General features: G+C 56.8%; 12 protein-coding genes and 5 pseudogenes. 15 read left to right on the forward strand and 2 right to left on the reverse strand.

Annotated features, from left to right (window positions below):
• Positions 1-174 precede the first annotated feature (174 nt).
• From ftnA to JZM24_RS14310, 5 genes and pseudogenes are all read left to right on the forward strand, one after another.
• Positions 175-690, forward strand: coding sequence for a non-heme ferritin (ftnA, locus tag JZM24_RS14295; protein WP_215670491.1), 516 nt, complete (start codon positions 175-177; stop codon positions 688-690).
• 254 nt (positions 691-944) lie between these two features.
• The gene (gene yobA / locus JZM24_RS14300) at positions 945-1,325 is read left to right on the forward strand and encodes a CopC domain-containing protein YobA (protein ID WP_215670493.1); all 381 of its coding nucleotides are present in this window, start codon (positions 945-947) and stop codon (positions 1,323-1,325) included.
• Positions 1,326-1,652, forward strand: a pseudogene (locus tag JZM24_RS20085) (CopD family protein); the annotation flags it as partial.
• A 35-nt stretch (positions 1,653-1,687) separates the two neighbouring features.
• A complete protein-coding gene (locus JZM24_RS14305; RefSeq protein ID WP_215670495.1) occupies positions 1,688-2,218 on the forward strand; it encodes a CopD family protein in 531 nt (176 codons plus the stop codon).
• Positions 2,219-2,254: 36 nt separating this feature from the next.
• Positions 2,255-2,608, forward strand: coding sequence for a YebY family protein (locus JZM24_RS14310; protein ID WP_215670497.1), 354 nt, complete (start codon positions 2,255-2,257; stop codon positions 2,606-2,608).
• 385 nt (positions 2,609-2,993) lie between these two features.
• Here JZM24_RS14310 and JZM24_RS14315 read toward each other — a convergent pair.
• Positions 2,994-4,192: pseudogene (locus JZM24_RS14315) on the reverse strand (IS3 family transposase).
• Between the two features lie 164 nt (positions 4,193-4,356).
• Between JZM24_RS14315 and JZM24_RS14320 the strand changes: the two are divergent.
• A complete protein-coding gene (locus JZM24_RS14320) occupies positions 4,357-4,617 on the forward strand; it encodes a hypothetical protein (RefSeq protein WP_215670499.1) in 261 nt (86 codons plus the stop codon).
• A gap of 264 nt (positions 4,618-4,881) precedes the next feature.
• Here the strand turns inward: JZM24_RS14320 and JZM24_RS14325 are convergent, their stop codons facing one another.
• On the reverse strand, positions 4,882-5,076 hold the full coding sequence (locus JZM24_RS14325) for a hypothetical protein (RefSeq protein WP_215670500.1): 195 nt from the start codon (positions 5,074-5,076) through the stop codon (positions 4,882-4,884).
• A gap of 341 nt (positions 5,077-5,417) precedes the next feature.
• Between JZM24_RS14325 and sctV the strand changes: the two are divergent.
• From sctV to JZM24_RS14370, 9 genes and pseudogenes are all read left to right on the forward strand, one after another.
• Positions 5,418-7,244: pseudogene (gene sctV, locus JZM24_RS14330) on the forward strand (type III secretion system export apparatus subunit SctV); the annotation flags it as partial.
• Positions 7,234-8,562 carry an EscN/YscN/HrcN family type III secretion system ATPase gene (locus tag JZM24_RS14335; RefSeq protein ID WP_215670502.1) on the forward strand — a complete coding sequence of 443 codons (1,329 nt, stop codon included), beginning with the start codon at positions 7,234-7,236 and terminating at the stop codon, positions 8,560-8,562. The pseudogene sctV and the gene JZM24_RS14335, both read left to right, overlap by 11 nt.
• Complete coding sequence (locus tag JZM24_RS14340; protein WP_215670504.1) at positions 8,559-8,936, forward strand: hypothetical protein; 378 nt, start codon at positions 8,559-8,561, stop codon at positions 8,934-8,936. The genes JZM24_RS14335 and JZM24_RS14340 overlap by 4 nt, the downstream gene beginning before the upstream one ends.
• A complete protein-coding gene (locus tag JZM24_RS14345; RefSeq protein ID WP_215670506.1) occupies positions 8,917-9,294 on the forward strand; it encodes a hypothetical protein in 378 nt (125 codons plus the stop codon). The genes JZM24_RS14340 and JZM24_RS14345 overlap by 20 nt, the downstream gene beginning before the upstream one ends.
• Positions 9,275-10,327, forward strand: a complete 1,053-nt coding sequence (locus tag JZM24_RS14350; RefSeq protein ID WP_215670508.1) for a YscQ/HrcQ family type III secretion apparatus protein — start codon at positions 9,275-9,277, stop codon at positions 10,325-10,327. Before JZM24_RS14345 ends, JZM24_RS14350 begins: the two co-directional genes overlap by 20 nt.
• Positions 10,328-10,381: 54 nt before the next feature.
• A pseudogene (gene sctR / locus JZM24_RS14355) lies at positions 10,382-11,029 on the forward strand (type III secretion system export apparatus subunit SctR).
• Complete coding sequence (locus JZM24_RS14360) at positions 11,026-11,295, forward strand: EscS/YscS/HrcS family type III secretion system export apparatus protein (protein ID WP_215670510.1); 270 nt, start codon at positions 11,026-11,028, stop codon at positions 11,293-11,295. The pseudogene sctR and the gene JZM24_RS14360 overlap by 4 nt, the downstream one beginning before the upstream one ends.
• Positions 11,292-12,062, forward strand: a pseudogene (locus JZM24_RS14365) (EscT/YscT/HrcT family type III secretion system export apparatus protein). The gene JZM24_RS14360 and the pseudogene JZM24_RS14365 overlap by 4 nt, the downstream one beginning before the upstream one ends.
• On the forward strand, positions 12,055-13,104 hold the full coding sequence (locus JZM24_RS14370) for an EscU/YscU/HrcU family type III secretion system export apparatus switch protein (protein WP_312885024.1): 1,050 nt from the start codon (positions 12,055-12,057) through the stop codon (positions 13,102-13,104). The pseudogene JZM24_RS14365 and the gene JZM24_RS14370 overlap by 8 nt, the downstream one beginning before the upstream one ends.
• The last annotated feature ends 87 nt before the right edge of the window (positions 13,105-13,191 follow it).

Here is a 13,191-nt window from a genome sequence, read left to right on the forward strand (position 1 = left end):
CAGGTGTAAATATTATCACTTGCTAGGCTGTCACGTATTAAATAACCTATCATATTGAAAAGTAGTAAATTAAAATAATATGCCTTCTTTCGGAATAAGTCGGTTTGTTTTTGTAGTTGATGTTGGCATAATAGCAAAAATAATCACCTGCACATCCCATAAGGACGCCAGTCAATGTTAAAACAAGAAATGGCCAACAAGCTGAATGAGCAATTAAATCTCGAATTCTTTTCCGCCAACCTCTATTTACAAATGAGCGCCTGGTGTAATGACAAAGGTTTGGAGGGCGACAGCCAGTTTTTCAAGACCCAGTCCAGCGAAGAAATGGATCACATGCGCCGCCTGTTCGATTATCTGAACGATACCGGCACCATGCCGGTGCTGGGCGCTATCGAAGCGCCGCCGGTCGGGTTTCCGGCCTTGGCCGAGCTTATCAAGCTTGCCTATGAGCATGAGCAGATGATCACGCTGAAGATTAACGAGCTGGCCCACGTGGCGATGACGCTGCAGGACTATTCGACGTTTCACTTCCTGCAATGGTATGTCGCCGAGCAGCACGAGGAAGAGAAGATGTTCAAATCCATCCTCGACAAGCTGGCGCTGGTGAACATCGATGCGAGCGGCCTGTTCTTTATTGATCAGGATCTGAAAAAAATGAACGGCGACAACAGCGTTAGTACCACTCTGTAAGTGCCCCCCGTCCCGATGTTTTTCCCCCGTCCACCGCGCGCGCCGCCGCCGGGGGACGGGTGGGTTATCCTCGACTTCACCCGCCACAGCCGCTATTATTTGCCCGCGTTCATGTAAGCGGGCCTGCCAACCATGACCGGGCGTTTGTTCCTTTCTCGCCTGTGGCGGTAATGGCTGGGCAGCGGATCCTGCCGTCTTGTTTCCCACCGCCGTAACGTTTATTCAGACATTTATCACCTTAAGGAGAGCCACTAATGTCAATGCAACGTATTGTCGCTCCGGTGTGTGCGCCGGCGCTATTTGCCGGCGCGGTGTTGTGCGCGCCGCGGGCCGAGGCCCATGCCCATCTCAAAACGCAATATCCCGCCGCCAATGCCACCATGACTGACGCGCCGCAGGCCCTTACCCTGACGTTTACCGAAGCGGTTGAACCCGCTTTCAGCGGTTTGACCTTGACCCGCAATGATAACCAGCAGGTACCCAGCGGCCCTGTCAAAACCGATCCGGCGAATGCCGCCCAGATCATCGTGCCCTTTACACAGCCGCTGACCGCTGGCGAATACCAGGTGGCATGGCATGTGGTTTCGGTAGATGGTCATAAAACCCAGGGTAGCTATACCTTCAGCGTCAAATAAATGGCCACATTGCCGGCATGGTTCGCGGCCTGCCGCTTTATCCATTTTGCCGCGCTGATTCAACTGAGCGGCATTTTGCTGTTCAGCGAAGGTCTGGCGCCGCCGTCCCTGCAGCAGCGGCTCAAATGCGCGTTCCGGGGCACCTTGAAGGTGTTGGCACTGGGCGCTCTGGTGTCGGGCTTTGCGCTGCTGGCGCTTCAGGCTGGCCTGATGGGGCAGGGATGGCCGGATACTGTCCGTCCTGACGTCTGGCGCGTGGTGCTGCATACTGCCTTTGGTCAGGTATGGTTTTGGCATCTGTTGTTGGTGCTGGCGACCTGCTGCGCCACCCTGGGCGCAACCCTCGCGCGCGGGCGTTATAGATGGTGTTATGGGTGTTGTCAACGCTGGCGCTGCTCAGTCTGGCGTTTGTCGGCCACGCGGCGATGTATGGCGGATTACGCGGCGCCGCGCAGCGCGGTAATCACATGCTGCATCTCCTGGCCGCGGCGGGATGGCTCGGCGGTTTATGGCCCTTGTTGTTGTCACTGCGCGGGCTAACACGTCCACGCTTGCGCCCGGAGGTCCTGAGGGCATTGATGGCCTATTCTCGCTGCGACCATCTGTGGGTAGCGCTGGTGATTCTGACCGGCGTCGGCAACACCTTCCTGGTTCTGGGCCACTGGCCTGTCGCGCTGGGACAGCCGTATTCGCGCATGTTGGTTATTAAAATTCTCGCCGTGGGGGCAATGGTACTGCTGGCGTTGACCAACCGTTACCGCATTGTCCCCACGATGCGCATAGATGAAGCCCGTGCCATTAAACGACTGACCCGGTTGACGTTAACGGAAATCGCTCTTGGCGGGCTGACACTGATGTTGGTGAGCGTATTTGCCATGCTTGAAACCCAATAAGTGTTCGGCCTCGGCCGACATGTTTATAGCAGGTCTATGATGAAGAAACGTTCGCTTGTTGTTGTCGTGGTATTGCTGGCGGCGCAGTACGCCAGCGCCATGGAGATTATCACTTTGAGCAAGTTTCAATACGGTAAACGCTGGGCGTTCACCAAAGAGGAGATGCAACTTATGTGCCGCCCCGATCACGCGCTATGCGCGCTGAATATGAGCACCTTGATGCAACCGCTGAACGAAAAGGCGGAGCAACAACGCAAGGCCGGCCATGTCCACGCGCAACCTATTGAGGTGATTTTGCTTGATGATCCCGACCGACCGGGACAGAAAATGAGTATTGCGCCGTTTATAGAGCGCGCGCAGCAGCTCTGCGTTGACAAAACGACACCGTAACGGTGAAGGGAAGGTAAAGAATCCATCAAGTGCAAAGGTTAATTAACTGAAGTGTGTCTGTTATTACAGAGTTAAACTTTGATGACAGAATATGCGAGTAATGCCGGTGCCGCGGTGGAAAAACAGATCGTGCGCTCTATACATTTGCAATGTAGGACATCAAAAGCCTACAAAAAATGCCAACTTTTAGCGCACGGCTCTCTCCCAAGAGCCATTTCCCTGGACCGAATATAGGAATCGTATTCGGTCTTTTTTTATCTGTATGATTCATGACGGGTCTGCGAGTCATTCGCGACCTTGCACCAAAACGTTACACCGCTTAGCGCTAATTCTTCATGTCGTCTTGACTGATCTTGCCCCGCCATCTCCGTACAGCTTTTGTATCTTAAGTTAACGAAGCCCGCTGCCGCCGGTATTCTCTCGGAGAGTGATATCCCAGCGCGCTGTGCGGATGGTTTTCATTGTAATGCGTGAACGCTGCTGCAAGGTTTCGCAGGGCTGTTCTCGCATCCGGTTTTGGCATGAACTCGATATAGTCTTCCTTCATCGTCTTCACGAACCGTTCGGCCATGCCATTGCTCTGCGGGCTGCTCACCGCTGTTGTGCAGGGCTCCAGATCCAGTTCTCTGGCGAACCTCTGCGTTTCATGCGCGGTATACGCTGAACCGTTGTCCGTCAACCACTGCACCGCTGTATCGGGTAACCTGTCGCCGAAGCGCTTTTCTACCGACCTCAGCATCACATCCTGCACGGTCGAACTGTCGTAGCCTACAGTGCTCGCAGACCAGTCTATGGCCTCTCTGTCGCAGCAGTCCAGTGCGAACGTGACCCGCAGTTTTTCACCGTTGTCGCAGCCGAACTCGAAGCCATCTGAACACCAGCGAATATCGCTTTCTGCCACCGCGATCCTGCCCTTATGCTCACGCCTCGGCCGCTATGGTTTTCAATGTAATAACATCAGGTTATGCTCACACATGATCCTGTAAAGTCGTTTCGCATTTACCGGCGTCAGTCCCTCTGCGCGATGTTGTTTACGCAGGATGCCCCACACCCGCCGATAGCCGTAGCTGGGCATATCGCTGATGATGTCGAGGATGTCCGACAGTATTTCAGCGTCTGCTTCGTCATTACGCCGGTTACAGCGCCTGTCCTGCCAGTCGGCAGAACGCTTAATCCGCAGTGACAGCGGCGCACGCGACCCGCTCATGGCGCGGCTGACCTGTGCTATTCCCCGGCCTTTGGCAACAAGGGCGCGTTCGCTATCCATTTTCGTGACTGGCCGTACTCCACGGCTTCTTTTAGGATCTCAACCTCCATCGTCTTCTTACCCAGAAGGCGCTGGAGCTCCCGGACCTGCTTCAATGCAGCTGCAAGCTCAGAGGCAGGAACAACGTCCTTCCCGGCAGTGAGGCTGCCTTCCTGATATTGCTTTTTCCACTTAAACAGCAGGCTGGGCTGGATACCGTGCAGTCGTGCGAGATGGGAGACATTCATGCCGGGCTCCATCCTCTGCTGAATAATGGCCATTTTTTCCTGAGGAGTTTTACGTTTACGGACTTCTTGACCTAACGGGATCCCGGTCATATCAAAATTGGCGTTAGTGTTAGACATATATTCAAGCCTATCTCTTATCTGGAGATACAGCTACTGTCTGGTGTTTCAGGGGGCTAAATCATTCATGTCGTCTTGACCACGCGAAGCAACACGTTGTTAGGTATGTCCCTATTTTTAAAGGGATTCTCTTAGATTTGCCATCGACCAGATGCCGCGGCAAAATTGCGCTATCCCGCTATCCCGCTATCCCGCTATCCCGCTATCCCGCTATCCCGCTATCCCGCTATCCCGCTATCCCGCTATCCCGCTATCCCGCTATCCCGCTGTCACACTGTCACGGCGTTGCGCTGTGGCGCTGTCGTGCCGTCGCCTGCACGGCAGGCGTTAACGGCCCTCATAGGGACCATTTTTTGGGCGGTGTCTTTAGCGCAATCTTGCCAACCCTCTGGCTGTGACACGGGCGTGGTAAAAAAGTCAGGCACGAAAAGCGTCAGTCAATTTCTCCTTTATCAGTAGGGCATCGCGTTAACGACACCGTCTTCCGTCGCAGGGAGGATGCTGTTCTGAATGCCATAGCTGTTAAAACGGGTAGGCCTAAAGATGTTGCGAGTGACTCACCATCAACGTTGCCACCCCGTTACAGGCGGCAAGTGATACTATTTTCAGCCATGTGGCTGATGATGCATCGTTAAGCAAGAGCGGGGGTATTAATGCTATGGTCAATCGAGTGATATAATTTCGCTGCCGTTCTGACTTGCCAGGAATTGACCAATAATGATCACCTTAACGCCTTCTGACGCACCGGCAAAACTCGCTGAAGTTATGGATAAAACCATACAGCTGCCTGTAATCCTCCCTCGGCGTACCTTTTCCAGGTTGTCATTATCAGCACAAATCAATTTGCCGATTTGCAACAGGTTACCTTTGATACCGCATCGTGAGTAACGGGAAATCAAGCACAGTCTAAACAACTGGCGTTAGTTGTTTTTTTTCACGGTCGTGCTGATCGCAATTTATGGTAGACAGTTGAACAATATTGCCGGCCGCAACGGTTACCGCAAAATCGGTTGAGTCGATGAAATGGGATCTCGCGTGAAAATTCTTTACGTTGGTGGGCAAGATAAATCTCTTTTTTAAACTTGCTGCGGCATGACTCCACGAATTAGCGCGGGGCGGTGGCGTTAACGATACAAACAAGCGAACTGCGATTGCGAGCGCATGGGTCTTTCTGGCGATGAACAGGGGAGACACTACTTCGTTGTTACTGATAACGACGCTCTATCTCCTGTCCCTGTCGATTAGCACCACCCGATTGGTCCTGCTGCAGCATAACGCAGGCAGTATTGTCGATGCGTTCGGCCACTTTGTGGTCGGCGGTAATTTAACGGTCGGGCTGGTTATCTTCTTTATCATTACCATCGTGCAATTTATCGTCATCACCAAGGGCACTGAGCGTGTGGCGGAAGTCAGTGCGCGTTTTTCCCTCGACGGCATGCCCGGCAAACAAATGAGTATCGACGGCGATTTACGCGCCGGGGTCATTGATGCGGTCCAGGCGCGCCATCTACGTCATTTGGTACAGCAGGAAAGCCGTTTCCTAGGCGCGATGGACGGCGCGATGAAGTTTGTCAAAGGAGACGCTATCGCCGGCATCATCGTGGTGCTGGTGAATATCATCGGCGGCATTATTATCGGCATCGTACAGGGAGGCATGGCTCTCGGGCAGGCAGTGCAGACCTATAGCGTGCTGTCGATCGGTGATGGCCTGTGCGGGCAGATTCCGTCGCTGCTGATATCGTTAAGCGCCGGCATCATTGTGACGAGCGTCACCGGCGAAAAACGGCAGAACCTGGCCGGCGAAGTGACCATGCAGCTGGGTAAACAGCCGCAGGCGCTGTTGCTTACCGCGGTGATCCTGATGCTGTTTGCGTTGATACCGGGCTTTCCCTTTTTGGACTTCTTTATTCTGGCGCTGTTGTCCGCTCTGCCTTGCGGGCTTATCTGGCACCGCCGTCGTCGGGCGTCGGGCGTCGGTCCCGCCGCGTAGCAGGAGAGCGCGGGCGACGTAATGCACCCGTGGGCTTGCCCGCTGATGCTGCGTATTGCCCCTGTACTCAACACCACGTCTTTGGCGCAGGAAATCGATGCGCTGCGCTGGACCTTGTTTGAAAATTATGGCGTCCCGATACCGGAGATAACCATCGTGGTGGAGCCGGCACAGCAGGCGGCGGCGGTGACACTGCTGTTATATCAAGAACCGGTGTTAACCCAAGTGTTGCCGGAGAAGGGGTTCTGCCTTGCGTTTGGCGTCGCCGACGATCTGGGCGGGGAGACGGTGACCTTGCCGGACGGTATGGGGCAGATAACCTGGCTGCCGGCGGAGATGGCGGCACTGGCGCGCGACCGCGGCCTGACGGTGATGGCGCAGGAAAACTGTCTGTCCGCGCTACTGCGCCGGGTGCTGGTGCGCTATATGGCCGAATTTATCGGCGTGCAGGAAGCGCGTTATCTGATGGACGCCATGGAGGCACAATATTCCGAACTGGTCAAAGAGCTGCAGCGCCAATTGCCCATCAGCAAAATTACCGAAACCCTGCAGCGCCTGGTGGCGGAAGGGGTTTCCATCCGCGATTTACGTTTGATCTTCGGCACGCTGATTGAATGGGCGCCGCGGGAAAAAGACGTGCTGATGTTGACGGAATATGTGCGTATTGCCCTGCGGCGGCACTTGCTCCAGCGGCTGAAGCCGCTCGGGGAACCGTTGCCGGTGGTACGTATCGGCGAAGGCATTGAAAACCTTATTCGCGAATCCATACGTCAAACCGCGGTCGGCACCTATGCCGCACTGAGCCCGGCGCAAAACCAACGCATTCTCAACCTGGTGGCCGAAGCGCTGGCGTCGCTGGGGGAAGTCTGCGTAGTGACCTCGGTCGACGCACGCCGTTTCCTGCGTCGGCTCATCGAAACGCTGCGCTACGATATTGCGGTACTGTCCTGGCAGGAACTAGGGGCGGAATGTTCGATCCAGGTCCTGACCACCCTTGATCTCAGCACCGAGGAGTTGGCCGACGATGACATGTAACGCTCAACGCCATCAGGAGGCGTTGGTGCGACGCCTGACGCACACAGCGGATCCTCCCGACGGCTATCGCCTGACCGGGGCGCTGTTGCACATTGGCGCTACGTTGCTACGCGCGCGCCTGCCCGGCGTGATGATGGGGGAGGTTTGCCGGCTTTTGCCGGCGGGCGGATTGTCCGAAGTGGTGGGTATCGAAGGGGATGATGTGCTGTTATCGACCTACGGGGCGACGGAGGGCCTGACCTACGGCCAGCGGGTAGAGCCGCTAGGTCGCCGCCAGCGCGCGCCGGTGGGCAGCGCGTTACTCGGGCGGGTGATCGATGGCTTGCGCAGATCGCTGGACGACAGGCCCGATCCGCAAGGCCCGTGGCGGGAACTGGACGCGTCACCGCCGCCGCCGCTAACGCGCCAGCGTATCGCCCGCCCGCTGTTGACCGGTATTCGCGCCATCGACGCGATGCTGACCTGCGGCGAAGGGCAACGCATCGGTATCTTCGCCGCGGCGGGGGGCGGCAAGAGCACGCTGTTATCCATGTTGAGCGCCTGCCCCGATTGCGACGTGACGGTACTGGCGCTGATCGGCGAGCGCGGCCGGGAGGTGCGCGAGTTTCTTGAGCAGACGCTGGACGACGAGACCAGGCAACGCTGCGTGACCATCGTGGCGACCTCGGACCGACCGGCGCTGGAACGTGTCCGCGCGCTTTCGCTTGCCACCACCATCGCTGAAGCGTTCCGCGACAAGGGGTTGCGGGTCTTATTGCTGGCCGATTCTCTGACGCGCTATGCCCGCGGCGGGCGGGAAATCGCGCTGGCGGCCGGTGAAACCTGCGTGGGCAGCAGTTATCCGCCGGCGGTGTTTGCGGCGCTGCCGCGGCTTTTAGAGCGCGCCGGTATGGGGACGGTTGGCAGCATCAGCGCTTTTTACACTGTGCTGGTAGAAGGGGACGATATCAATGAGCCGCTGGCAGATGAAGTCCGCTCCCTGCTCGACGGCCACATCATCTTATCGCGACGTTTGGCGGAGGGCGGCCATTTCCCGGCGATCGACGTCCTGGCGAGTCTCAGCCGCATTATGCCGTCGATCGTTGACGAACAGCATATTGCATTGGCGGCAGCGCTGCGTCAGCTGTTGTCGATTTACCGCGACGTGGAGTTATTGGTGCTGGTCGGCGAGTACCAACGGGGCGATGATCCGCTGGCGGATCGGGCAGTCGACGCCTATCCGGCTATCTGCACTTTCTTACAACAACGGGGGAATGCACCATGCGACATCGACAGTCTGCAGCAGCAGCTTATGCAACTGACCGGCAACAGCTGTTGAAGGCATTATTGCGCCTGAAAGCGCAGCGTGAAGCGCGTTTGCGGCGGGCATTGGCCAAGGTCAGCCGCGATGAGCGGCAAAATGAAGCGGCCACCGGTGAAGGAGATGCGCGCCTGGCGCAGCTTGCCAGGATGCGGCATGACTTACTGTCGTGGCGGGGGGTGGCGACGGTCGGCGGTCTTGGACGCAGCGCGCGGGAAATGCAGGGCGTATTGCAGCGGGTTTATGCGTTAAGCGGGGAACTGCGCCACCTGCGGCAGGCGCGTGCGACGCTGCAGGCCCGACGGCGGGATTTGCAGGAGGCGCGGGTGATATTAATGAAAAAACAGGAAAAACTGAAACTGGTGCTAACCGATGAGCGTTATCAAAACTGAAGGTTGCGCCTGGCATTGGCAGCCGGAGGAGGAGGCGCAAGAGGACAGCGCGTCGGGCTCGCATTCTGCGGCCTTTGCGCGGTTGATGGAACAGGGCGCACCCACGACGGGTGGGGGAGGCGCGATGCCGTTCACGGCACGCAACGCTAGCGCGCGCTATCGGCTGATGGGCTGCCGCGCCGACGGTCTGATTTGCGATGTCAGCGATGGCCCGGACGGTCTGCAAATGCATGTTTACGTGCCGGAAACTGACCTTTACCACCGGCTGCTCGAGGTGGCGCCACGCCTGTCCGCCGTGCTGCGCGAAGCTGGTTACCGGGTGAGTTTGGAGGTGAGCCGTGCTGAACCTGGCGCCTGAGGAACAACCGCTGGCCGAGAAGCTGATGCCGGCAGGCGGTACATTAGGCGCGCTGGCGTTGCGGATGCAGCCATGGCCATCCGGCGCGGAAGGCGTATTGCTCGCCCTGGAGGCCGACGGCGCACCCTGTGACCTCTGGTTACCGGCGCCGGTTTGGCACCAGTGGTGCGAAAGGGTGCTGGGCACGGCCGACGCGGCGCAGATAGCGGAGCCGCTGCTGGAATCGATTGCCGTCTGGGGGCTTTCGCCGCTGTTGACGGCCGGTGGATTGACGCTGCCGCCGTGGACGCCGCCGCGCCCCTGCAGCGTCATGGGACGCCAATTGGCCGTCACCTTCGCCTGGCGGGTAGAGCAACAGGCGTTTGAGGGCGTGCTGAAGGGGCTGCCGGCGTCCGTCTGGCGCCGGTTGGCCGACGGGCTTACGCCGGTGACGCGGCCCCTTGACGCGACTTTCCCGCTGCGGGCGGTGCTAAGCGTTGGCAGCCAACATTTGACGTTGGCGGAGCTGCGCCGTCTCGGGCCGGGGGCGGGGCTACGATTACGTTGCGCGGGCTGTCCGCGAACGGGCAAGTTTACTCTGATCCTGCCCGGCGGGTCGGCCTTACGCGTTACCTGGAAGGGGGAGGGAACCATGGAAATAGACGCACTGATGCAGGATGTCGCGGAGCAGCTGGAGTATGACGCGACCGGGGATGTAACGCGCGAAGGTGCGCCGTTGGCACCGGACGATGGCATCGCCGGCCAGGCAGCGATGATCGCCGATGCGGGCCAGGCCACACTGGAGCTTAATTCACTGCCACTGCAGGTGCGGGTGGATGTGGGCCAAATGACGCTGACGGTAGGCGCCCTGCGCCGGCTCGCCGCTGGCGACGTCGTGCCGGTGACCGGTCAGTTAACGCCTCACGCAACCCTGCGGCTTAATAACCGGACCATTGGCCAAGGCGAACTGGTCAGCTGTGACGGCGCCCTGCTGGTGCGCATCACCCGCTGGTACCTCACCGAGGCGCAGGCGGATCAGGCCAATACCGGATAGTATGGAAATGGGTCGGTGCTATAACGGCTACAGGCCCACCAACCGGATATTACTATGTCATTACCTGACTCGCCCTGGCAGTTGATTATACTGCTGGTGGTCCTCTCTCTACTGCCGCTGGCGGTCGTGATGGGAACCTCTTTTCTGAAACTGGCGGTGGTGTTATCAATCTTGCGCAATGCGCTGTGGATCCAGCAGGTACCGCCCAACATGGCGCTGTACGGTCTGGCGCTCATACTGTCGCTGTTCATCATGGCCCCGACGGCATTGGCGGTCAAAGCGCAGTGGCATCCGGTGGCCGCGCCCGGTGACCCACCCTGGGCCAGCGGTTGGGACGGTAAGGCGCTCACCCCCTACCGCAAATTTTTACGCCGCAATGCGGATGAAAAAGAGATCCGCTATTTTCATCAACTGGTGACCAAAACCTTGCCGGAAGAGGCGCGCCGTCGGGTCAGACCGGACTCGCTCCTTATCCTGCTGCCGGCGTTTACCGTGAGTCAGCTCAGCTAGGCTTTCCGTATTGGTCTTTTAATTTACCTTCCCTTTCTGGCCATCGATCTGCTGGTATCCAATGTGTTATTGGCGATGGGGATGATGATGGTTTCGCCGATGACGATCTCTTTACCGTTTAAGCTACTGATTTTCATGCTGGCGGGGGGATGGGATTTGATCCTGTCGCAATTGGTGCAGAGCTTTTCATGAACGACGCCGCGCTGACCCATTTAGTAACGCAACTGATGTGGATTGTGCTTATCACCTCCTTACCGGTGGTGCTGGTGGCGTCTGCCGTGGGTATCCTGGTGAGCTTGTTTCAGGCATTAACGCAAATACAAGATCAGACGCTGCAATTCATGATAAAACTGCTGGCGGTAGCGATAACGCTTATGGCCAGCTACCCCTGGCTGGGAGGGATTTTGCTGGGTTATACCCGGCAGGTGTTGCTGCAAATAGGGGGGCGCGGCGGATGACAGCGCTTACGGATGGGCTGGTGACGGTGGCGTTCGCGCTGATTCGTCCCCTTGGCTTGGCATTGCTGTTCCCACTGCTTAATACCCGCAGCCTCGGCAGCGCCTTGATAAGAAACGGCGTATTATTGGCGCTGGTTATCCCCATGCTGCCGCTGGTGTATGACCAGGCGGCGCAGCTGCGCGGTTGGGGTTGTCTGCAACGCGTGCCGGGAGAACTTCTTATCGGGGTCATCCTCGGGTTTTGCGCCGCCATTCCGTTTTGGGCGGTCGATATGGCAGGGTTTCTTATCGATACGCTACGCGGCGCCACAATGGCATCCGTTTACAATCCGGCGATGGCGATGCAAACCTCGCTGTTTGGCCTGTTATTCAGCCAATTTCTGTGCGCACTGTTCTTTCTCGGGGGCGGCATAAATCTGTTGCTCAGCGCGCTCTACGATTCTTATCGCGCCTTTCCGCCGGGAACCACGCTGGTACTGGACCGCAGGCTGTTTGATTTTATTCTCACGCAGTGGCAACTCCTCTACCGTTTGTGCCTGAGTTTTTCGCTGCCGGCGGTGCTTAGTATGATATTGGCGGATTTGGCGCTGGGCTTAATCAACTGATCCGCACGGCAGTTAAATGTGTTCTTCCTTTCCATGCCGATTAAAAGCGCACTGGCGCTTTTGCTCCTGCTAGTGTCATTACCTTATGCCTTCAACCACTACCTGCAGGAGACGGAAACGCTGTACCAGGCATTAACCAAAGTATGGCTTAGGCATGGGTGAAAAAACCGAAAAGCAGACCGAGAAGCGCCGACGCGACGGCTGTAAAGAAGGGCAGGTGATCAAAAGCAATGAAATTACCTCCGGCGTGCAACTGGACGCGATATTTCTTTTCTGGCACCTGTTTACCGAAGCGGTGCTGAGTCGGGTATCGACGCTGATAGTCCTGTCTATAAACCTGATAAATCGACCTTTCCAGTTTGCCTTAAATCAGCTGCTGAACGTTTTGCTATCGTCAGCCGGATTGTTGTTTGCGCTATTTGGCGGTATGTTAGCGCTAGCCACCATTGGCAGCGTAGTGCTGCAGATAGGGTTCGTCCTGGCCAGCAAAGCAGTGGGCGTTAAAGGCCGGCGCATTAATCCGGTCAGTAATCTCAAACAGATTTTTTCACTACACAGCCTGGTTGAATTGTGTAAATCCGCAGCCAAGGTCGTGGTGTTGACGCTGATTTTTGCCGGCCTGTTTTATTATTATGCGCCGACGTTTCAGGCGATGCCATATTGCAATAGCCACTGCGCATTGCCGCTGTTTACCACTTTCATCCGCTGGATGTGGTTTGGCTTAATCGGCTTTTATATTGTCCTCGGCATACTCGATTACGCTTTTCAGGCTCATAACACCCTGAAACAGCAAAGAATGAGTAAGGAAGAAGTCAAACAAGAATATAAGGATGCAGAAGGCGATCCCTACATGAAACAACGCCGGCACGAAATGCAGCATGAGATCCAAAGCGGCAGTCTGGCGCACAATGTTAAACGATCGGCCGTCGTGATACGTAATCCGCCCCATATTGCAATTTGCTTCGGGTATCATCCGCATGATATGCCGGTGCCGCAGGTGCTGGACAAAGGCACGGCGGCACGTGCAGGCCAAATTGTTGACCTGGCGCAACGCGCCGCCGTTCCGGTTGTGGAAAATATTCCCCTCGCTCGGGAGCTTTTCCAGCATGTCGGCTGCGAATACCCGAAACGCTGTTTGAACCGGTTGCGGCACTGCTGCGTATGGTTCTGGAAATTGACTATCAATGCGATGAAAAAACGGTAAAATCATGAGCTGTGATAAGCCGTAGAATAAGCTAAACCTCTTTTGCATCGTCACAGGGGAATTATCTTCCTGACCTCGTCGTCAGAT

The sequence above is a fragment of the Candidatus Sodalis endolongispinus genome, from assembly GCF_018777395.1.
Taxonomy (GTDB): domain Bacteria; phylum Pseudomonadota; class Gammaproteobacteria; order Enterobacterales; family Enterobacteriaceae; genus Sodalis_B; species Sodalis_B endolongispinus.